We start from the raw sequence: 21378 nt of genomic DNA on the forward strand, positions 1-21378 counted from the left end.
CCGAGAGGTTTAACGCTCGCGAATCCGGCTACCTTTCAGTTGCTTAACTAATCGTGATTCGTCTTAGGAGCACATGGTGCAACTGAAGACCTTGGTCCCCTCGGCGCTGGCAGTGACGGCGACGGCGGTGGCCGGCGGTCTGGCCAGCAAGGACTCGCAGTCCTTCTGGTACGCGAAGCTGCGCAAACCGCCGTATCAGCCACCGCCACAAGCGTTTCCGATTGTATGGCCCATCCTGTACGCCGACATCGCCGTGACCTCGTCGGCAACGCTCGATGAGCTCGAGCGCCGCGGTCAAACCGAAGAGCGTCGACGCTACCTCGCCGCTCTCGCGCTCAACCTGGTGCTCAACGGCAGCTGGTCCTGGCTGTTCTTCAACCAGGGCAAGCTCGCCACGTCGGCGGTCGCGGCGGGCGCACTGACGCTCAGCAGCGCCGACCTCACCCGTCGTGCCGTGCAGGTGCGGGGTGCCCAGGCGGCGCCGCTGGCGTTGTATCCGCTGTGGTGTGCGTTCGCGACCGTGCTGTCGTCGCACATCTGGTTCCTGAATCGACGCTGATGCCATTACTGGAGATTCCCCGCCAGGTCGCGGAGTCGGTGTTCTCGATGGTCGGAATCCGAGTGGGCACCGAGGAGCCGCACTATCTGGCCACGAAGCTCTCCGAGCAGGTGGAGATACGCAGGTACGGTCCCCGGATCGCCGCCGAGACCACCGTGAGCGCCGACGAGGACCGCGCCAGAAACATCGGGTTTCGGCGCCTTGCCGGCTACATCTTCGGTGGCAACCACCGCGACGAGACGATCGCGATGACCGCGCCGGTCAGCCAGCAGGCGCGCGAGAAGATCGCGATGACGGCGCCGGTCGCACAAGCCCGCGACGGCGAGAACTCGACGATCCGCTTCTACATGCCGTCGAAGTGGACGATGGACACGTTGCCCACTCCGGACGACGACGAGGTGCGGTTGGTGGAGGTGCCGGGTGAAACGGTCGCGGTGCTGCGGTTCACCGGTGACCGCAGTCCGCGTGCGGTCGCCGAGCGAACGCGTGAGCTCTCGGCGACGCTGCGCGCCAACGGGATCGAGGCCGTTGGGCCGCCGCAGTCCTGGTTCTACGACCCGCCGTGGACGTTGCCGTTCCGTCGGCGCAACGAGATCGCGATCCCGGTTCGGCCCATCGACTAGACCGTCGCGCGGTCGCGGCCCTCCCAGTAGGGTTTGCGCAGTTCCTTCTTCAGGATCTTGCCCGTCGGGTTGCGCGGCAACTCATCGGTGACGTCGACCGTCTTCGGGCACTTGTAGGCCGCAAGCCGCTCCCGGCACCACGCGATGAGGTCTTCCGGGGCTACCGAATCCTCGACCGACACAACGGCCTTGACAACCTCGCCCCACTTCTCGTCGGGCACACCGATCACCGCGACGTCGGTCACGGCGGGATGTTCGGCGATGACGCGCTCGACCTCGATGGAGTAGATGTTCTCTCCGCCGGAGATGATCATGTCCTTGAGGCGGTCCTCGACGAAAATGTAACCGTCCTCGTCGATGCGGCCGATGTCTCCGGTGCGGAACCAGCCGTCGTCGGTGATCGCTTCCGCCGTCGCCTCGGGATTGTTGTGATAGCCCTTCATCAGTTGCGGTGTGCGGAACCACAATTCACCCTGCTCACCGGCCGGCGCATCGTTCAGCGTGTCCGGGTCGACCACGCGGACCTCGGCGCCGGGGATCACCCGCCCCGCGCTGACCAGCCGTTCCTCGGCACCGGAGCGGTGGTCGTCGGGCAGCAGCTGGCTGATCACCCCGCATACCTCGGTCAGCCCGTACACCTGGATGAAATCGGTTTCCGGCCAAGCCTCCAACGCCGCGCGCAGCAGCGGCAACGGCATCGGTGATGCGCCGTACACATACGTCTTCAGTGCCCCGAACAACTTGACCGCGTCCTCGCCGGACTCCAACACTTTGGCCAGCACCGCGGGTACCAAGAACGTTCGGTTGGCGCCCTTGAGGATTGCGCCGGCCAGCGCCGCGCCGTCGACCTCGCGTGTCATCACCGCCGGCACACCGTCGTGAATACTGAACTGCACGTAGGACGATCCGCCGACGTGGAACAGCGGCATCGACACCATGCTCTTGTCACCTTGGTCGAAGCCCCAGCCGTTGTGCGCGTTGATGGTGTGCGCGATCAGGTTGGCCTGGGTGATCTGCACACCCTTCGGGCGTCCCGTCGTACCCGACGAATACATGATGATCGCGACGTCCTCTGGTTGTACGTCGTCGGCGCGTCCGACCGGCATCGCGTCGGCGAGCAGCGCCTCATACTCGTCACCGTCACCGCCGTCGGGTGTCACCCCGATGAGGTGTTCCACGTGGGTGAGCTTGTCGCGGATCTTGTCGATCGTCGGCTTCAACTCCGTGCCGACGATCAACAGCTTGGCTCCCGAGTCGGTGAGCACGTAGTCGATCTCATCGGCGGCCAGCCGGAAGTTGATGATCGCGGTCGCCGCGCCCAACGATGCGGCCGCGATGGTCAACTCGACGCAGGCCGGGTGGTTCTTGTCGAGGAAGGCCACCACGTCGCCGCGTTTGACGCCGCGCTGCCGCAGTGCGCCCGCCAGGCGGCGAACCCGCTCGTTCCATTCCGACCATGTCCAGCTGCGGTCGAGGAAGGTCATCGCCTCGCCGTCGGGTTTGGTCTCGGCCCAGTGCGCGAGCCGTTCGTCGAGAAAGTGCGGGTCATGCAGGTCAGTGAGGTCAGACATGGATCGAGAGTGCCATGACACGCTCAAGAGTCACTCGAGATTGCCCGAGTTGCGTGTCACGGCTTCCCCCGGGGCATGCGCCCGGCGCAGCCCCCGGCGGTCGTAGAAGCGGGTGACGGACACGCCGATGGTCAGGCCGATGGCAAGGCCGACGGTCGTCATCACGAGTGCATGAGTGAGTCCTGCGTCCGCGCGCCCGTCGAAGTAGAGCAGCGCACGAGCGCCGAGAAAGACTTGGTGCATCGGCTCAAATCTCGCTAGCACTCCGAAGATCGACGGTGCTGCCTCTAGGGGGATGGTCGCGCCGTTGGACGGCAGACCCAGCATCACGAATATGAAGAGGTTGACGAGCAGACCCATCGAACCCAGTGCGGCGATCAGCGAAGTAGCGGTGATTCCGACCGCGACGATAGTGAACGCACCGTACAGCCACAGAGTCCACACGTTGGGCACCGGCATGCCCAAGGCGGCCCCGATAGCGATGTATATCGCTGAGGTGAGAGCGGCGAGTATCACGATGAAGAGCCACTTGACCAGAAGTGTCTGGAAGCGGGAGATTTTCACCTGTTCGGCGAACCGGTAGACCGGCCCCATCTCGGCGGGCACGAAACCCAACATGGAGTCGACCAGCGAACTGACGATGATGCTGCCGGTGAAGCCCGCGAGCAGCAACAGCAGCGCGTAGTAGAACGCCGATAGCCCATTGCCGGTACCGCTGGGCAGAGGGTCGGCGTCGTTCACCACGACGTTGATGGGACTCGACAGAGCCAACGACACCCCACCCGGCAACGGCGCGCCGGCCTCACGCGCTACCTGGGTGGACAACGTCTGCCCCAACCCCGCATTGATTTCACGAACGGCCTTACCCAACGCCATTCCGGCGATGCTCGCACCAAGTTCGCTCGCGCGCGGATTGACTGTGATCGTGACAGTAGGGCGGGTCAGCGACCCGGGTCGCAAGGCGTCCGCACCGAGCTGGTCAACCTCGGCCGAGAAGTCCTGCGGGATTTGCACCTTGCCATAGATCTGCGCGGTGCCCAGTTGTCGATCGGCCTCCTCGGCGGAGACCACCCGTAAATCGAATTGCTCGCGGTCGAGGCCCGCGATCAGATCATCGACGACCTGCCTACCGATCGGACCGGCGTCGGCGTTGACGACAGCCAGAGGGAAATGTCGCAGGTTGGTCGTCGGATTGAGTATGCCGGCCAAATAGAGAGCGGCGAGCGCTGAAAATACCGTCAGCGCAATGACTATCGGTGACAACCAGAACCGCGGGGTGCGCAACGTCGCGAGCGGATCGGGAGCGGCGTGCCGAGCGTGAATTTGTGCCGACATCAGGGTATCCCTTCGGTCGTGCGGCTCGTCGGTGCCCGCGCGGTCTCGGGTGGGTCCGTGGGTGTCGGTGTCCGCCTCATCCGCCGAATACCTGCCGACCTGCCAGGAACGTCGCCGTGATGTCGAGGTCCGCGATCTGCTCGGGGGGCACGGTGCGTGGGTCGGCCGACACCGTCACCATGTCGGCGTACTTGCCCACCTCCAGCGAGCCGATGACGTCGTCGGCGAACAACTGGTAGGCGGCGTCCAGAGTCTGCGCCCTGATGGCCGCCTCGACTGAGATCCGTTGTTCTGGGCCGACCACCCGTCCGCTCGGCGCCGTACGTGTCGCAGCGACACTGATATTGCGCAGCGGCTCCTCCGGCGTGACGGGCGGATCGTTGTGCAGCGAGATCCGCATACCGGTGGCAACTGCGGACCCACATGGCATCCAACGACTTCCGTGTTCGACACCGAACAACCCATCGACGATGATGTCGCCCCAGTAGTGGATCTGATCAACAAAGATGCTGCAGGTGACGCCGAGATCGTGAGCACGCTGCAGCTGATCGTCTCGGATGGCGCCGACGTGCTCCAACCGGAGCCGGTGATCGTCGCGCGGCCAGCGCCGCAGCGCTTCCTCATAGACATCCAGAATTGTATCGATCCCGGCGTCGCCCTGAACGTGACACGCCATCGGCCAGCCATTCGGAAAGTAGGCGTGCACGATCTCGGTGAGCTGTTCGCGGGTGTAGTTCGCGTGTCCGCAGGAGCCAGGTGCGACACCGATCGTGCGGGTGGCGTCGGTGTCGAGATACGGAAACGACAGATCGATATTGCCGATCCAGGGCGACCCGTCGACCCAGATCTTGATGCCGACCTGACGCAGAAGGTCGTCGCCGTTGGCTGGTGTCGCGTCTGTGGCCATCTGAGCGTTGGAGATCTCGTAGAGCCGCAACCGGACGGTCAGGTCGGCGCGCAGTTGCTCGACCACCGGGCGGAAGACCGGATCGAACGCCATCTCCGAACACGTTGTCAGCCCCACGCTGTTCAGCCTGCGCAGTTCTGAGCGCAGCATCGCGGGGTAGTCGGCGGGATCGATAACCCCTGCCAGCAGGCTGAACACCGCGCCGGTCTCCTCGGCGGTGCCGTCGAGGTCACCGTTGACATCCCGGCCGTACCGGGCACCCTTGGGGTCGGGGGTGTCGCGGGTGAGCCCGAAGCGCTGGGCGGTAGCGCTGTTGAAGTAGGCCTTGTGCCCTGAGTTGTGCACGATCACCAAAGGGCTGTCGGATGCGACGTCGTCGAGCCAGGTCAGCGTCGGCTCCGGTAATCCGGCCTGCAGCAGCGGATCCCAGCCGTTGAGGTACGCGCCCTCGCCGCCACGTTTGGCGACCTCGGCCCGGATCGCGGCGACGACGTCGTCGGCGATCGGCAGCGTGACCGGCCGGATGTCAACCATGCGCTCGGACAACACAATGGCCTCCATCAGCGGATGACCGTGTGCCTCGACGAATCCGGGCATCACGCAACCGTCAATGTCGCGGGCCTCGGTGTTGGGACCGATCCAGCCATCGATCTCGTTGCGGCTACCCACCGCGACGATGCGGCCGTCGCTCACCGCGAGCGCCTCGGCAGTCGGCTGGTTCTTGTCGACCGTCAGGACGGTTCCACGGATGACTAGGTCAGCGGGCATCGATGCTCCTCATGTCAGCCTTTGGGTTGCCCCGAAGCCGGTCAGCCCGAGGTCGGTCGACGTGACGTCGATCAGCCGGAGCGACTCTCGCCCAGCGGCGTTCGGGTTGTCACGCGCACGAGCACGACGCCGATGACGGTACCCAGTGGCGCCGCCGCCGAGTGGTGCTTCGTGAACATGGCGGTGCCCATTTCCATCAGGGCGCGAGACCACTGGCCCGATGATGAGGAATCTTTCGAAACTGCGATGAGAAAAGACCGCATCGCGTGTCGAATTCAGTGGGAGCCCGTTCGACGTAGATGTGAGGGCGCGAATGCTCGCCCCGACAGAACAGACAGAAGGAGACGGAAAAATGGCACGGTACATGCTGATCATGCGAGTGAGCCCCGAAGCCGAGGCCGGATTCGCCGAGTCCGACATCGACTTCAGCGAGATCATCGAACAGATGGGCCGGTACAACGAGGAGCTGATCAAGGCCGGTGTGATGCTTGCCGGTGAGGGCCTGGCCGGGCCGGAGGACGGCTTCGTCGTCGACTTCGACTCCGATCCGCCGGTGGTGACCGACGGCCCGTACACCGAGGCCAAGGAATTGTTCAACGGCTTCTGGATCATCGACGTCTCGTCGAAGGAGGAGGCCAAGCAGTGGGCCCAGAAGTGCCCCCTGGGGCCTGGCGTCAGGCTGGAGGTTCGGCTGATCGGCGAGACCGACCAGTTCCCGCAGGATAATCCCTGGATCCAGAAGGAGATCCAGTGGCGCGCTGACCTCGCCGAGAAGGCGGCGGAGCAGGCCCGCAAGGCCGCGGGCCGCTGATCCGGCTCGGCTTTCCATGAAGCAGCGCTGTATCGCAGTGGGGCAGCGCTGCTTCCCACTGCCTAAACGACTTTCGCCAAACTGAAGCCGGATTGATAAGTGGCCCCGGCCGGATCACCACAAGCCGCGGCGGTCTGGGTGTTGACCGCAGTGCCGTTCAATGTCGCCGCCTCCCACGAAAACACCACTGTGCCAGGGACAGTCGCATAATCATGGGGCGGCTTGCACCGGACCGCCTGGGCGTACTGGACGGTCATGTCCCAACGCCCGTTGTTCAGCAGGGCACGCCCGCCATACGGCACGACCCGCGGATCGGTGACGGGTGTGACGGCTACGTCGGCACATCCAGGACCGCAGGGCGTGATCACCCAGGTGTTGACTCGGCCGGTGTCGGACTCATAGCTGTAGGTACCGCTCAGCTCGCCCGGTGAAGGCGCAACAGGCCCGTCGGCCCATGCGGTGCCTGCCGACCCGATCGCTACGCCGGCCGCCAGGATGATCGCCGCGGGCAGCTCGCGAGTGGTGGTCATGCCGTTCCTTTCATTACACATGTCCGGGCATGCCGCCGATTCCGCCGACGTGGCCCATACCGCCCATACCCCCGATACCGCCCATACCGTCCATTCCCCCGATATGACCGATCCCGCCAAGGCCACCCGCCGGGTCCAACGGTGGCGGCGCGATCGGCGCCATCGGTGGCGGCGCGATCGGCGCCATCGGTGGCGGCGCGATCGGCGCCATCGGTGGCGGCGCGATCGGCGGTGGGGCGACTGGTGGCGCCGCCGGTGGTGGTGGCGCCGCGATCGGCGACGCCGGCGGCGGTGGCGGTGGCAGCCCGTACGGACCGCCCGCGCATATCGGATTCGCAGGCTGACTGATGCATGCGGTATCAGCCGGGCCAGTGGGGATTCCCCCCGTGGGTGGCGGAGCCGCAGGGCCCTGCGGAGCAGGCGCATACGGGCCGCCCTGGCACACCGCGTTCGCGGGCTGGGTTATGCATCTGGGATCGTCCGGCCCGGTCGGTGGCCCAGACGGCTGGAGGGGCACCGGCGCAATGGACGTTCCGTCGGAGGCGGGCATCGCGATTGCCGGACCGGCCGCACCCGTCGCGGCCACGATCGCGAGAGCGCCGGCCAGAGCACCTTTCGTCAGAGCGTTGCAGATTGCGGAGGCTCTGATCCAACTCATCTCTCGCTCCTCTGCGCGGCCAGAAGGAGTGACATGACGGCCAACGTTATTGACGCACCGGCATATTCACCCATGCCTGCCTCCTCGATGGGATTGACCAGGTCGCACGCTAACTCATCGAACTAGCTTCGACAGCAAATCAGGCAAACTTGCTTTACGAGCTGCTGATCCCGCTACCGAGAGTGGGCCGGTGATCGGTCGGTGCAGGGCAACATAGCGTTTGGCGTGAGTGCGCTGAGCGCGAAATTGCATTCCCGCAGCGAAAGAGCGAGTGCGCGCCTGCTGGAATGCAATTTCGCGGCGACGGTTGCTAGGTGGCGCGGATCCGGATGGGTCCGCGCCACAACGCGTTCGGGTCGAGCACCTCACCCTTCTGAGTGATCTCGACGTCACCGTCGCGGGCAAGGTCGCGAGCGGTCTCGCGGGCGTCGTCCATCAGGTCGCGCCAGTCGTCACCGCCGACAACGCGGGCCGCGTCGGACGGGCAGATCGTCTTGTCCGGGCCGCGTTCACGGGAGAGCTTCAGGATCGTCTCGCGCAGCCGCTGCCTGGCATCGGTGCTCATCGGCCGTACCTTACGCGTTACGCGCCCGCGCAGACCCCGGAGTCGCGGATCACCCCTCCGTAGACGTTGGCGGTCGCGATGTTGGCGTTGATCTGCCCGGATGGCAGGCGCCGTTTGATCTTGTCGCTGATCTGGGTGAACTGATACCACAGCCGGTACATCGAATCACCGTGGAACACCGGCGAATATTCGCTCTGGTCCGGGTAGTTGATGATGAAGAGCGTGTGGGCGCGCGGGTCCAGGAACGCCGCGGACTGATCGAGGTTGGCGGCGACAACGTCACCGGCCTGGCTCATTCCCGGCGACGACCAGTCGTCGTCGTGATCGTCGAGGAACCGCTGGAATCCGAAGACCTGCGTCATGAGCTCGTCGTACTGGGCGTTGAACCACTGGCAGGAGTCGCGCATGGCGGTGACCTGTTCTGGGGTGACCCGAATCTGCCACAGGTTGTACGGGAACACGGTGTAGTCGGGCTGCCAGTCCGACGGGTGCGGGGTGAATTCCGGCAGTGTGGGCGCGGCCGGTTCGGCGCGGGCCGTCGGCGCGAGCACCAGCGCCGCGGCGATGATCATCGGCAGTAGCCGAAACACGATCAGGTGCCGCCGTATTCGGGCCGCAGGACCGGCGCGAGCGCGCTGAGCGGAATGTGTGCCTGCACGGTGCCGCCGTCCATCGACCATTGCATGGCGCCGGGCGTGAAGTTCGTCGGGCGGTCGCGGCCCACCGGATAATCCGGCATGTAGATGACGAGTTCGTCGGGTGTCAGTGCCCATGCCTTATAAGCGCCGGAGTAGACCTTGTCAGGGGTCCAGCGGTCCGGGGTGAACGGATAGGTGCCGGGCTGGTGCGGCGGTGGTGCGGCGTCGAGCGCAGCGACGATGAATGGCGCACCCAGGCGCGGGATTTCGGCGAAGTGATCGATGCCAGGTTTGAACAGATCGGCCAGCTGCAACTGCCGCCCGCCTGCGAAGGTGAAGGTGCGGTAGGCGTCGCTGACGATGGGCGCATTCGGATGCGCCAAGGCGTCGGTACCGACCGTACCCGAGTACATCTCGTGGAAGACGGCCGTCATCGCCGCGCCATGCTGGAAAACCTGGAAGTGCTGCTCTCCGAAGCTGTTCTGGACCATCTTCGTCGCCGCATTGCGCCAATTGTTCATCAGGTTAGTGAGATACTCCCGAATTACGGGATTCTCCACGAGGTCGCCGGGCAGCGCCATCTTGATGTCTCGGACCGCTTTGCGCTCCGACACCACCGATGTCGTACAGAACTGACCGTCCCACTGCCCGCCCAGCTCACCGCAGAACGAGGACGCCGACGCGGCCGCGGCCGGAGCGGCGACAAGCGTGGCGGCGACCAGCGACGCGGCGACCGCACCCGCCAGGCGCCTCATGGCAATTCGACTTTGCTTGCGCGCCAGCGACCGTCGACGTACTCCATGGTCATCTTGATGCGGCTGCGGTCGATCCGTGGGTCGGGCACGTTGGTGTTGGTCACCGACTGGTCGACGAACAGCAGCACGACGGCCCTGTCCATGGTGGCCTCCTGAACCGCGGAGTCCAGTACGACACCGTGCGCGGAGGCCTTGTTGTCGATCAACAACTGTCGTAGCTGCGTGCTGGATTGCGAGTACATGTCCTTGAACTCACCGGTCGCCCCATCGAGCACCGCGTCGAAGTTCTCGTCGACTCTTGCCGAGTCGATACTCGTCAGGGTCTGCGCGTAGGTCACCGCCGCTTGGCGAGCTTGTTCGGCGGCTGCGTCGACCTGCCGTTCCTGCCACAGTTGCCAACCCAGAAATCCGGTCGTCCCGAGCAGCGCCAGGAACGCCACGACCACAGCGACCCACAGCACGCGGCGGCGACGGCCTCGTGCGGTGGGGGGCTCGTCGCCTCCTCCGTCGTCGGCGGTCTCGTTATCGGTCGCGGCGTCACGTTCGGCCGCGTCGGAGTCGACGGTGGCTTCAGTGGTGGTCTCTCCGGATTCGCTTGCCGTGGGGGTGCTCTCGGTATCCTCGCCGGTGTCGCGGTCGCGGTCGGTGCTCACGGGCATCTTCATCTCCTAACGGACGGTGTCGGTCAGCGGGGCGGCTCGATGGGAAGTGTCGGGCCACCGTAGGGTGTCGGGATCGTGTAGCGCCCCTTCGGGGTCGGGTCCATCTGCCGGCCGAGGTCGGCGCCTGGAGGCGGCCCCGCGGTGTCGTCGCCGGCCGGTCGGGGCGCGTTCTTGGCGCCGCGCACGAGCACTCCGGGGTGGTCGTCGCGGCAGTAGGTGTACATGAACGGCTCCGGGTAGTCGGCCGCCGACGGCGGCAGCTTGGGCGTGCCGTAGTCGCAGGTGTACCGCGGATAGACTTCAGCGGTTCCCCAGAGGCCGCCGTCGTGCATCGCCGCGCCGAGCGCGTCCAGCACCGAGGTGCGGTGTTTGGGGAACAGCGCGTTCAGCGCAGGCACCCGAAGGTAAAGCAGGCGTGAGGTGGTGGCCAGGCTGCCCAACAACTGCACCATGGTGTCGGAGTTGTCCACGAACAGGTTGTCGACGCTCTTCAGCACGCCCGGTGTCTGGTCGGTGAGCCGCCGGTAACCATCACGCATCTTGCTGATGCCTGCGAAGGTCTCGCTGAGATTGCCCGAGGCGACGTCGATTCCGGCGTTCTTGTCGGCGGCGAGTGTGAACACCACCTGGCTGGTCCGCAACAGCGAACTGGTCTCCGGCAATACCGTGTCGAGGGTGGACAACAGGAAGGTGCCGCCGTCGACGATGTCGGCGAGCTTCTGCGGCCCGGCCTCACTCATGCTCAGTTCCCTCCGGATGAGCTCGAGCTTTTCGGTGTCGGCCTGGGCGAGCGCCCCGTCGGCGTTGGCCAACAGCTCGGCCAGGCTCACCGGGATGGTGGCGTTGTCCTTGCCGATGACGGCGCCGTCGGCCAGGAACGGGCCCGTCGCGGCTTCGGGAACGAAGTCGATGTACTGCTCGCCGGCGGGCGAGAGCCCAGAAACCCGCACGGCGGCGGACTGAGGTATCTGCGCACTGGCATTGACATTCACCACCGCGTTCACACCGCCGGGGGTGATGTCGAGCCTTTCGACCCGGCCGATCCGCACCCCCCGCAACGTCACGTCCTGATCGGGCAGCAACCCCGCCGACGCCGGCAATTCGACCGTGAGGCGGTAACTCGACGCCAGCGGGTTCACCTGCAGCGCACCGAAGACCACATATGCGCCGGCGATCACGAGGGCCATGACCAGCGCGAGCGCCGACAGCCAGGCGCGGCGGGCGTACCCGAACCGGACAATGCCGACGATCCGGTCGGCCGCGCCGCCGATCATCGGGGAGCCCCGGCGGGTGCGGCGGCCGGTGCCTGTGGTGGCGCTGGCGGCGGGGCGGGCGGCGGAGCCGCGGGTGGGGACGCGGCATGGGGAGCCACAATGATCTCCCCGGGTTCGGTCGGGCTGGGGAAGACCGGAATCTGTGGCACGCCAGGCCCTTTGCCGACCACCCTCTCCTGCAGCCGGAACAAGGTGTACTGCAACGTCCCGACAAGCTGATGCCAGTCGTGGCGCTTGGGCCCGTGCAACCCGGGGTCGCCGGCGTACCCGATATCGGGGATCGATCCCAGAACAAGCCTGTCGACGCTGGCATCCAAGGCGATCGCGTTGCTGGACAACGTCTTGATGAACGGCGGCATGAGCCTGTTGAGCGCATAGAGGGTCGCGCCCGGGGCCAGCGCGACGTCGTTCCAGGCCCGGGCAACGGTATTGGCGTCGGCAATAACGCTGCGTCCGCTGGTGTCGGTGCCACCGATCGACGGGAATCTGCGCATCAGGTCGGACACGTCGCCGAGCTGGGTGACGAAGTCGGCGATCTGGGTGGTGTGGGCGGAGAGGGTGTCGGTGGCCGGGCGGGCTTCGGCCATGACATCGGCAATCACCTGGTTCTTGGCGGCGATTTCATTGGCCAGCCGGGAGGTTTCGGTCATCGCGGTCGAGATCTCTTCGGATCGCGCGTTGAGCTTGCCAAGCGTGCGGTTGGTCTTGCGGATGAGGGTTCCGAACGCCTCGCCCTGTTCGCCCGTCGCCTTCCCCAGCCCGTTGATGATGTTGGTGAAGTTGCGCACCGCGCCGCCGTTGACCAGGATCGCCGCCGAACTGAGCACCGATTCGACCGTCGCGGCTGCCGCCGTCGATTCCAGGCCGATGGTGTCGCCGTTCTCGAGCAACGGCGTGCCCGGCGCGACCGGGCTCGGCGGTTTGAGCGCCACGAACACATCCCCGAGTGGGGTGGCCGATCGCAACTCGGCGGTGCTGCCCTGCGGCAGCTGCACCCCGTCCATGATCCGCAGCGTGGTGACGGCGGTGTAGTTGCGGGCCACCATCTCCTCCATCTGGCCGACGTCGGCGCCGGCCAGTTTCACCTTCGCGTTCGCAGGCAGGTTGAGGGCGTTGGAGAACACGGCCGTCAGCTGGTATCCGCCGGAGCCAGTAGTGGGCGCCGGCAGCGGCAGGCTCGCCAAACCATCTGTGGCGCAACTGGAGACGGTGAGGCAGACCGTGGCCAGGCTGGCGGCGATTCGACCACGCCTGCGGGCGGTCGTCACTTCTGCCCCATCGCAGCGAGCCCGTCGAGCATGTAGGTCAACCCGAAATCGGGTCCGAAGTCCTGCAACGTCCCCGTGGAACAACCCAACTGGCGCAGACCCATCATGTTGCAGACCTCCTTGATCAACTGGTTGTCGAACAGGACCTTGTCGGTGACCACCTTCACCCGCAGCGCACCGTTCTTCTGGTCGGCGACGTTGTAGAGGTTGTCCAGGGTCATCGGCGCGAGATCCAGGAACTCCATCAGATCTCGTTCGTGGTCGACGGCGGTGTTCAAGACGACGTCACCGTTGGCGACCAGATGCTTGACCGAATCCCGATGCTTCTCCAACACCTCACCGGTATGGGTCAGCACTTCGTTGATCTTCCTGCCCGTCGTGCCGCCGCCGAGGTCCTCGTCGGCCAGTATCTGGCTCAGTGCCCGTACCGAGGATCCGAACTCGCGCATCATGGCGTCATTGCGAGCAGCCGCATCCGACAGCGAACTCACGTTACGCACGATCGTGGTCAGCTGGTCCTTCGTCACGGTGCCGCGATCGGCACTGAGCCGCAGCGCGTTCGACAACTCGCCCAGTGCATCCTTCATCTGCTGGCCGTTCCCCTCGGCTATCGCCGCGCTGGCGTCGACGACGTCGGCTATCGGTCCGTTACCTTTTCCGTCACCGCGCAACGAAACCGCAAGCTTGTCGAGGGTGTCGAGGACCCTGGCGAATTCGACTGGTGTCCGGGTGCGGTTCAGCCCGATGGTGTCGTGGTTCTTCAACGTGGGGCCACCCCGGTAGGGCGGCGTCAACTCGATCTGGCGATCGGTCAGGATCGAGTTCGAAATGGTGGCGGCCTGGACATCCGCGGGCACCTTGATGTCCTTGTCGATCGTGAAGTCGACCTCGACGTAACCACCCTTGGGGGTGATCTTCGTGACCTCGCCCACCGGCATCCCCAGGACCGCGACCACGTTGTTCTCGTACAAACCTGCCGCACTTTCGAACTGGGCGGTGATGGTGATGGTGTCGAGCTGGTCCTTGGCGAACTTCACCGCGACGACGACAGCCGCCAGCGCCACGACCGCACCGACGGCGATCACCGCGATGATCCTGGACCTGGTGCTCATCACATCCACTCCTGTCGCGCCGGGCTCACTTGCAGTCCTGGTAGTACTCGATCATGCTGAACTGCTTTGCCCGACCGCTGATTGCGCACATCCAGGAGTCGACCAGCAGGCCGCTGGAGGCATTGAAGTCGATCGCGTTGCCGGTGCCGGTCAGGTTGGCCATGTTGCGCAACGCCACCGCACCCGACTGCAGGATGCTGCGGACCATACCGTCGTTTTTGCCGAGCAGAGTGGACAATGACCGCAGATTCTCCAGCAGCTCTTCGAGCTCGGGGCGATCCTCGATCACGATGCCGCTCAACGTCTGTACGAGGTTGGTGAGCGCGTCCATCATCGCGTGGAATGTGGCGCGCCGGGCGACGAACTCACCGAGCAGCGAGTTCCCCTGGTCCATCAGGCTGCCGATGGTCGACTGCTGACGCCGCAGCGTGCTGCTGACGAGCTCGGTGGTCTTCAGCAGCTCACCCAGTTGGTCGCGGCGTTCGGCGACAATCGTCGACAGGGTGTGGGTGTTCTCCAACGCCTGGGGAACGACCGGGGGCAGCGTGTGCATCTGCCGACCGAGGATGGCCAGCGTCTCGGCGAACTGGTCGGAGTCGACCTGCTCGTAGGTGGTCGTGACATCGGCCAGCGCTTCCTGCAGATCGTAGGGCACCTCGGTGTGCGTCAGGTCGAAAGTGTTGTCGGGCAACGAACCCGGACCGTCGGGGTACAGCGCCAAATACCGTGAACCCAGGATCGTCGTGATCTTGATCGAGGCCCGTGAGTCTTCACCGAGCACGACATCGTCGCTCACCTTCAGACCGGCCTCGACGTAGTCCCCTTTGAGCTCCATGCTCGACACCTCGCCGACCGGGATACCGGCGACGGTGATCGGATTGCCGGCCTGCAGCGCTGCCGCTTGCAGGAACCGCGCGGTGTAGTGGCGGTAGCCGAAGTCGGCCACCCGCACCAACAGCAGCGCCGCGACGAGCACCAGAACCACCGCGACGGCGACGACGCCCAGCCAGATCTTGCTGTAGTTCTCCAACGGTCGCCGCGCGCGCCGGATCTTGAGTGTGCGATCAGCCATTGGCCATGTTCCTGCATTTCGGGGTGTGACGGGCTTTGTTGCCGGGTGTGGCGGCATCGACGACGATCGGGGTCACATCGTTGAGCCCGGGGAAGAACGCGGTGCCGTCCAACTCGCACGCGTAGGCGTTGGCGTAGGTGCCTTCGCCGGTGATGCGCGAAAATCCCTTCAGCATCAACGGCAGATTGGCGCCGACGAAGGCCAGCTGCGGTTCGATCTTCAGCATGTGCTGGGCAAAACCCGGTTCGCGTTCGACCAGTTCGTCAAGCGACGGGTACACCTCGTCGGAGATCGTCGACAGTTGGCGCATCACCTTCGCTATGGATCCCATCGCATTCACCAACTCGGGACGACGTGCATCAAAGGTGGAGACCACCGATTGGGCTTGCCCGACGATGTGGTCGAGGTCGTCGTTGTGTCGGGCGAGGTTGGCGACGACGACGTTCAGGTCCGTGATCACCCCGCCGAGTTCCTCATCGCGGCCGGCGAACGCGTCGGTCAGTTGTGCGGTCTGGTCGACGAGCGCGGTGATCGAGGCCCCGTCACCCTGCAGCGACTGGATAACGCCCTTGGTGAGGTTGTCGGCGTGGCGTGGGTCGAGCACGCTGAACAGGGGCTCGTATCCGTTGAGCAGCCTGCCGACGTCGAAGGAGGGATCGGTCTGCTCGACGGGGATGACGCTTCCGGGTGGAAGCGGTTTGGGCTCACCGAGATTGCCTAGCGACAGCCCGAGATACCGCTGCCCGACGATGTTCTGGTACGTCACCGACGCGACGGTGGTGCCAAGTACCTGCTGATCCCCCTGCACCACGAAGGAAACCTTCGCGTGCTTGCCTTGGAGATCAATGCTTTCCACCCGGCCCACGCGGACGCCGGCCATCCGCACGTCGTCGCCCTCGCGTAAGCCGAAGACGTCGGTGAACACCGCCGCGTAGGGCACAGTCGACCCCGACACGTCACGGCGCAGCGTCACGTAGACGAGCCAGGTCAGGGTCAAGGCCACCACCATGAACAGCGACAGCCCGACCAGTGCGCCGCGATACTTCATCGGGATCCACCTCCAGCCTCGGCGGGCAGCAGCGGCGCCGAAGCCTGACCCGGCAGCAGCGGCGCCGAAGCCGGCCGAGGCGGATCCCCCGGCTTGGGTGCGACCGGCGCCAGCGGCGACTGGTTCACCGGCGGCGGCGGTATCGGGACCAGCGCGTCGTTCGCCGTCCCGGGTACCGGCGGCGCAGGCGACATCCACGGCGGTAGAGGTGGATTCGGATCGGCCAAGTTCGGGTTCGGGATGACCAGCGGCGGCCCGACGGCGACCAGGTTCCCGTTCTCGCCGAGCACGGTGCCCGGCGGAGGCGCGAGGTCCTTGGGCGGTTGGTAGTTCTGCGGCAACAGCACGTCGGGCAACTCGGGGCGCGTGACCACCAACGGTGCGGTGTAACAGCTCGGCCCCAGCAACTCGCCGTAGCGCGGGCAGTCGGCCCTGGTGTAGGTGTAGCTCGGGGTCAGCGACAGGTTCATCCGCATGTTGCCGACATCGCGCTCGGGCCGCCACACCTCGTTGAAGAACTTGTCGGACAATCCGTTGAGCTTCACGAACGCCGGTAGCCAGTGGTGCGAGGTGTCGGCCAGGATGCCCATGACAGGGGTCAGCTCCGTGGTGGTCGTGACCAGTCGGTCGGTGTGATTGTTCAGGGCGGTGTGCGTGGTTCCCATGGTGTGCAACCCGCCGCTGATGAGGGCGTCGAGTTGGGCGCGCTGCTGGACCAGGGTCCGCATCGGCTCGACCGCCATATGCAGTGCGTCGATGAGCTCCGGCGCGGTCGCCTGTAGGCCCCGGGTGGCGTCGATGAGCGCGGACACCGTCGTCGGCCCCGGATCGGTGGCCACGATCGCGTCGAGCTGGTCGATGAGCCGATTCAGTTGTGCGCCACCGGCAAGCAGTTCGGTGCGGCGGTTCTCGGTGGCCTCGTTCACCGCTGCGAGGATGCCCACCGTCTTGTCCTCGCGACCCCGCCCAGTGGCGGCCAGGATGTCGCGCAGCTTGCTGATCGTGGTCTGAAACAGCACCGTGGGCAGCTCGGTGTCCTCCGCAATGCTGGCCCCCGCGGAGATCGCCGGACCCGGCCCGCCGCCGCGATCGACGAGCTGCACCGACGACACCGCGAACACGTTGCTGGGCACCACCCGGGCGGTGACGGTCGCCGGTATGGAGCGGGCGTAGTGGGGATCGAGGTTGATGTGGACGTAGTTGGGCTCCCCGTGCGCGGCGGGGACCACGCTATCGACGGCCCCGACCAGCACACCGTGGTACTTCACGTCGGAGCGCTGCGGCAGTCCGTCACCGACGTTGACGAGATTCGCGACCACCCGGACGAAAGGGTCCAACCGTCCGGTCGCCTTGACCAGCAGCGTGATCGAAACCAGTGAAAGGACGACAACCACGGCGATTCCAGCACCGATCAATTGGCGATCGGTCGGCCCCCGCCCGTCCAGATCAAAGGAATTCGCCACCTATCCCCCAAACCTCGCCCCGGCGTCCACATTCCACAGCGCCATGGTGAGCAGCATGTTGACGATGATCACCACGGTGATGCTGGCCCGCATGGCGTGCCCGGCCGCGACCCCCACACCCTCGGGGCCGCCGCTGGCATAAAAGCCGTAGTAGCACTGGATCGTCGTCGCGATCCACACGAAGATGATCGCTTTGAGCAGCGAGTACAGAATGTCCTGACCCGAAAGCATCAGGGTGAAGTAGTGCAGATACGAGCCGGTCGCACCGCCGCTGATGACTTGCACGACAAGCTGTGTCGTCAGATAGCTGACCGCCAGGCACACGACGTAGAGCGGAATGACCGCTACCACCGAGGCCATCAACCGGGTGGTCACCAGATACGGGATCGGCCGAATCGCCAGTGAGTCAAGGGCGTCGATCTCTTCGGAGATGCGCATCGACCCCAGCTGCGCGGTGAATCGGCAACCGGCCTGCGTGGCGAACGCCAACGACAGTGCGATCGGGGCGAGTTCGCGGGTGTTCACCAGCGAGGAGATGATTCCCGTCGCCGGTCCCAACCCCAGCAGGTCGAGGAAGTTGTACCCTTCGATGCCGACGAGCGCGCCGACGGTGACACCGAGCACGATCGCCACCCCGGCGGTTCCGCCTCCGACCACAAGAGAACCGTTGCCCCAAGCGATGTCGGACAGCAGCCGGACGAACTCGGAGCGATAGTGCCGCAGCGCCAACGGGACGGCCGCGATCGCACGGACAAAGAACACCAGCATGTGGCCGAGCTGTCCGATCGGCCCTGAGATCTTGCCGTAGAGCCCGACGAAGGGCTTCAGCAGCGGCGGTACGAACGTCGACGCCATGTCACAAACCGACCCTGGGAAACAGCATGATGTAGAGCTGGCTGATCGCGACGTTGATGACCATCAGAACAAGAATCGATTCGACGACAGCGGCATTGACGGAGTTCGCGACGCCGGTGGGACCGCCCTGCGTGGACAATCCCTTCTGACACGACACCACCGCGACGACGGCGCCGAAGATGACCGCCTTAACCAACGCCACGATCATGTCGCCGGTCGTCGTGAACGACGCGAACGTCGCGACGAAGCTGCCGGGGGCTCCGTTCTGGAAGTAGACGTTGAACAGATAGCTGGCGAGGAATCCGACGAAGCACACCATTCCGGTGAGCGCCACGCCGATCATGATCGCCGCGGCGAACCGTGGGACCACGAGGCGTCGGATCACCGAAACACCCATGACCTCCATCGCGTCGGTTTCCTCACGCATCTTGCGAGAACCCAGGTCCGCGGTGATCGCCGAGCCGACGGCGGCGGCCATCAAAATCGCGGCGGTCAACGATGCGGCCTGCCGGATCACCGCCAGCCCGCTGGCCGCGCCGGCCAACGAGGTCGCTCCGACCTGGCCGGCCAGCAGTGCGAACTGAATCGACAGGGTGACGCCGATGGGCAGGGCCACCAGTGCCGTCGGCAGCACCGCGGTGCCCGCCATGAACGCGGCCTGGCGGATGAACTCCCAGAATTGGAACCGTCCGGTGAACAGGTCGATGAACATGTACTGCACCGTGCGCACGCCCAGCACGAACTGATCGCCGACCGTCGCGAGCGAGGCCAGGGGATGGCGTTTGACGTAGCCGCCGGCCCAGCCGCCGATGGCCTCTATTCCGTCACCACGTGCAGTCATGTTGAATCGCTGTTCACTTAACGCTCACACCCCCTGTCGGCAGCATTCACTATGACTTGAGGCCGCCGCAGCAAAACTCACTATTTTCTGCTAGGTCGCGATGGCTGTCGCATTTGCTCCGACGACGAGACCCGTCACCTCACATATGACTCGATGAGGATGGACATTAACTTATGACGATCGGGGGTGGGTCCGGTACCGCCTCTTTCAAAAGTGATGCGAGGTGCTGACAGAAGCGAGGACTGGCGTTCAATTCGTGTTTGGGGACCGCTCGTCGCCAGGAGGCGGCGGAAAGTGGTACCCGGCCGCGTGTAGCGGATGGTTGCGCGAACGCGGATACCTGCCGTCGCGGTTCTAGCGTTTCCGGGGACCTGGTGACTGGAACTGGAACACGTTCTAGTCTGATGGTCATGAGCCAGGTTGACCTCTTGCGCCATCCCATCCACTCCGGCCATCTCACCGTCGGTGCACTGAAGCGGAACAAGGACAAGCCGGTGCTCTTCCTCGGGGACACCACGCTCACCGGTGGACAGCTCGCCGAGCGGATCAGCCAGTACATTCAGGCGTTCGAGGCGCTGGGCGCGGGTTCGGGAACGGCCACCGGCCTGCTGTCGCTGAACCGGCCGGAAGTGCTGATGATCATCGGCGCCGGGCAGACCCAGGGCTACCGCCGCACCGCACTACACCCTCTCGGCTCTCTGGACGACCACGCCTATGTGTTGAACGACGCCGGGGTCACGTCGCTGATCATCGATCCGAATCCGATGTTCGTCGAGCGGGCGCAGGGGCTGTTGGAAAAGGTGCCCGCGCTCAAGCAGGTGCTGACGATCGGACCGGTGCCCGCCGAGTTGGAGGGCGTCGGCGTCGACCTGACCGCCGAGGCCGCCAAGTACTCACCGCAGCCGCTGGTGGCCGCCGACCTGCCGCCCGATCACATCGGCGGTATGGCCTACACCGGTGGCACGACCGGTAAGCCCAAGGGCGTGATCGGCACCGTGCAGTCGATCACCACGATGACGACGATCCAGTTGGCCGAGTGGGAGTGGCCGGAGCGCCCGAAGTTTCTGATGTGCACCCCGCTGTCGCATGCGGGCGCGGCGTTCTTCGTGCCGACGATCATCAAGGGCGGCGAGCTGTTCGTGCTGACAAAGTTCGACCCCGCCGAGGTGCTGCGGGTGATCGAGGAGCAGAAGATCACCGCGACGATGCTGGTGCCGTCGATGATCTACGCGTTGATGGACCACCCGGATTCGCGCACCCGCGACCTGTCGTCGCTGGAGACCGTGTACTACGGCGCCTCGGCGATGAACCCGGTGCGGCTGCGCGAGGCGATCGACCGGTTCGGCCCGATCTTCGCGCAGTACTACGGTCAGTCCGAGGCGCCGATGGTGATCACGTACCTGGCCAAGGCCGATCACGACGAGAAGCGGTTGACGTCGTGCGGGCGGCCGACCGTGTTCGCGCGCGTAGCACTGCTGGACGGTGACGGCAACCCGGTTCCGCAGGGCGAGGTCGGTGAGATCTGCGTGTCGGGGCCTCTGGTGTCCGGTGGCTACTGGAACCGTCCTGACGAGACGTCGAGAACTTTTCATGACGGCTGGATGCACACCGGCGATCTGGCCCGTGAGGACGAGGACGGCTTCTACTACATCGTCGACCGGACCAAGGACATGATCGTCACCGGCGGGTTCAACGTGTTCCCGCGCGAGGTGGAAGACGTTGTGGCCGAACATCCTTCGGTAGCCCAGGTGTGTGTGATCGGTACACCCGACGAGAAGTGGGGCGAGGCCGTTACGGCCGTTGTCGTGCTGCGCCCCGACGCCGACCGCTCCGAGGTGGCCGTCGCGCAGATGACCTCCGAGATCCAGGCGGCGGTCAAGGAGCGCAAGGGATCGGTGCAGTCACCCAAGCAGGTGATCGTCGTCGACTCGGTGCCGGTGACCGCACTGGGCAAGCCGGACAAGAAGGCCGTGCGCGCGCAGTTCTGGGAGGGCAGCGACCGCGCGGTCGGCTAGCCTTTCCTGCTGCGAGCGACCCCTTTTGCACGCGGGTTGGCGACGTGT

General features: G+C 65.4%; 21 protein-coding genes. 4 read left to right on the top strand and 17 right to left on the bottom strand.

The features are described 5' to 3' along the window. Nucleotides 1-76 precede the first annotated feature (76 nt). On the top strand, nucleotides 77-559 hold the full coding sequence (locus tag AAHH99_RS12805) for a TspO/MBR family protein (RefSeq protein WP_418768939.1): 483 nt from the start codon (nucleotides 77-79) through the stop codon (nucleotides 557-559). Further along, nucleotides 559-1182, top strand: a complete 624-nt coding sequence (locus tag AAHH99_RS12810) for an SOUL family heme-binding protein (RefSeq protein WP_418768940.1) — start codon at nucleotides 559-561, stop codon at nucleotides 1180-1182. The genes AAHH99_RS12805 and AAHH99_RS12810 overlap by 1 nt, the downstream gene beginning before the upstream one ends. Here the strand turns inward: AAHH99_RS12810 and AAHH99_RS12815 are convergent. The 3 genes from AAHH99_RS12815 to AAHH99_RS12825 all read right to left on the bottom strand — a co-directional run bounded on the left by AAHH99_RS12815 (nucleotide 1179) and on the right by AAHH99_RS12825 (nucleotide 5763). Then, on the bottom strand, nucleotides 1179-2753 hold the full coding sequence (locus AAHH99_RS12815; protein WP_418768941.1) for a long-chain-fatty-acid--CoA ligase: 1575 nt from the start codon (nucleotides 2751-2753) through the stop codon (nucleotides 1179-1181). The genes AAHH99_RS12810 and AAHH99_RS12815 overlap by 4 nt on opposite strands. Nucleotides 2754-2783: 30 nt before the next feature. Then, nucleotides 2784-4088 carry an ABC transporter permease gene (locus AAHH99_RS12820; RefSeq protein ID WP_418768942.1) on the bottom strand — a complete coding sequence of 435 codons (1305 nt, stop codon included), beginning with the start codon at nucleotides 4086-4088 and terminating at the stop codon, nucleotides 2784-2786. A 76-nt stretch (nucleotides 4089-4164) separates the two neighbouring features. Beyond that, nucleotides 4165-5763, bottom strand: a complete 1599-nt coding sequence (locus AAHH99_RS12825) for an amidohydrolase (RefSeq protein ID WP_418768943.1) — start codon at nucleotides 5761-5763, stop codon at nucleotides 4165-4167. 352 nt (nucleotides 5764-6115) lie between these two features. On the opposite strand from AAHH99_RS12825, the gene AAHH99_RS12830 reads away from it, so the two are divergent. Then, nucleotides 6116-6574 carry a YciI family protein gene (locus AAHH99_RS12830; protein ID WP_418768944.1) on the top strand — a complete coding sequence of 153 codons (459 nt, stop codon included), beginning with the start codon at nucleotides 6116-6118 and terminating at the stop codon, nucleotides 6572-6574. 62 nt (nucleotides 6575-6636) lie between these two features. On the opposite strand, the gene AAHH99_RS12835 is transcribed toward AAHH99_RS12830, so the two are convergent. From AAHH99_RS12835 to AAHH99_RS12900, 14 genes are all read right to left on the bottom strand, one after another. Then, nucleotides 6637-7104: a hypothetical protein gene (locus AAHH99_RS12835; RefSeq protein WP_418768945.1), complete on the bottom strand. Its 468-nt coding sequence runs from the start codon at nucleotides 7102-7104 to the stop codon at nucleotides 6637-6639. A gap of 13 nt (nucleotides 7105-7117) precedes the next feature. Then, nucleotides 7118-7762, bottom strand: a complete 645-nt coding sequence (locus AAHH99_RS12840) for a hypothetical protein (RefSeq protein WP_418768946.1) — start codon at nucleotides 7760-7762, stop codon at nucleotides 7118-7120. Between the two features lie 310 nt (nucleotides 7763-8072). Beyond that, complete coding sequence (locus AAHH99_RS12845) at nucleotides 8073-8327, bottom strand: DUF3253 domain-containing protein (protein ID WP_418768947.1); 255 nt, start codon at nucleotides 8325-8327, stop codon at nucleotides 8073-8075. Nucleotides 8328-8344: 17 nt separating this feature from the next. Next, entirely contained in the window at nucleotides 8345-8899 is a 555-nt protein-coding gene (locus AAHH99_RS12850) for a hypothetical protein (protein ID WP_418769617.1), read from the bottom strand. Between the two features lie 20 nt (nucleotides 8900-8919). Then, nucleotides 8920-9720 carry a mannan-binding protein gene (locus AAHH99_RS12855; protein ID WP_418768948.1) on the bottom strand — a complete coding sequence of 267 codons (801 nt, stop codon included), beginning with the start codon at nucleotides 9718-9720 and terminating at the stop codon, nucleotides 8920-8922. Beyond that, a complete protein-coding gene (locus tag AAHH99_RS12860) occupies nucleotides 9717-10379 on the bottom strand; it encodes a DUF3329 domain-containing protein (RefSeq protein WP_418768949.1) in 663 nt (220 codons plus the stop codon). The genes AAHH99_RS12855 and AAHH99_RS12860 overlap by 4 nt, the downstream gene beginning before the upstream one ends. Nucleotides 10380-10405: 26 nt before the next feature. Continuing rightward, the gene (locus AAHH99_RS12865) at nucleotides 10406-11656 is read right to left on the bottom strand and encodes an MlaD family protein (RefSeq protein WP_418768950.1); all 1251 of its coding nucleotides are present in this window, start codon (nucleotides 11654-11656) and stop codon (nucleotides 10406-10408) included. Continuing rightward, nucleotides 11653-12924 (bottom strand): MlaD family protein, encoded by a 1272-nt coding sequence (locus AAHH99_RS12870; RefSeq protein WP_418768951.1) that lies wholly within the window; start codon nucleotides 12922-12924, stop codon nucleotides 11653-11655. The genes AAHH99_RS12865 and AAHH99_RS12870 overlap by 4 nt, the downstream gene beginning before the upstream one ends. Further along, the gene (locus tag AAHH99_RS12875; protein WP_418768952.1) at nucleotides 12921-14036 is read right to left on the bottom strand and encodes an MCE family protein; all 1116 of its coding nucleotides are present in this window, start codon (nucleotides 14034-14036) and stop codon (nucleotides 12921-12923) included. The genes AAHH99_RS12870 and AAHH99_RS12875 overlap by 4 nt, the downstream gene beginning before the upstream one ends. A gap of 25 nt (nucleotides 14037-14061) precedes the next feature. Further along, nucleotides 14062-15108, bottom strand: coding sequence for an MlaD family protein (locus AAHH99_RS12880; protein WP_418768953.1), 1047 nt, complete (start codon nucleotides 15106-15108; stop codon nucleotides 14062-14064). Further along, nucleotides 15101-16156 (bottom strand): MCE family protein, encoded by a 1056-nt coding sequence (locus tag AAHH99_RS12885; RefSeq protein WP_418768954.1) that lies wholly within the window; start codon nucleotides 16154-16156, stop codon nucleotides 15101-15103. The genes AAHH99_RS12880 and AAHH99_RS12885 overlap by 8 nt, the downstream gene beginning before the upstream one ends. Beyond that, nucleotides 16153-17619 (bottom strand): MCE family protein, encoded by a 1467-nt coding sequence (locus AAHH99_RS12890; RefSeq protein ID WP_418768955.1) that lies wholly within the window; start codon nucleotides 17617-17619, stop codon nucleotides 16153-16155. The genes AAHH99_RS12885 and AAHH99_RS12890 overlap by 4 nt, the downstream gene beginning before the upstream one ends. Further along, nucleotides 17620-18474: an ABC transporter permease gene (locus tag AAHH99_RS12895; protein ID WP_418768956.1), complete on the bottom strand. Its 855-nt coding sequence runs from the start codon at nucleotides 18472-18474 to the stop codon at nucleotides 17620-17622. It abuts the gene before it with no gap. Between the two features lies 1 nt (nucleotide 18475). Beyond that, nucleotides 18476-19315 carry an MlaE family ABC transporter permease gene (locus AAHH99_RS12900; protein WP_418768957.1) on the bottom strand — a complete coding sequence of 280 codons (840 nt, stop codon included), beginning with the start codon at nucleotides 19313-19315 and terminating at the stop codon, nucleotides 18476-18478. A 404-nt stretch (nucleotides 19316-19719) separates the two neighbouring features. On the opposite strand from AAHH99_RS12900, the gene fadD8 reads away from it, so the two are divergent. Beyond that, the gene (gene fadD8 / locus AAHH99_RS12905) at nucleotides 19720-21330 is read left to right on the top strand and encodes a fatty-acid--CoA ligase FadD8 (protein ID WP_418768958.1); all 1611 of its coding nucleotides are present in this window, start codon (nucleotides 19720-19722) and stop codon (nucleotides 21328-21330) included. Nucleotides 21331-21378: the final 48 nt, after the last annotated feature.

It is taken from the genome of Mycobacterium neumannii, assembly GCF_048452905.1.
GTDB classification, from domain to species: Bacteria; Actinomycetota; Actinomycetes; order Mycobacteriales; family Mycobacteriaceae; genus Mycobacterium; species Mycobacterium neumannii_B.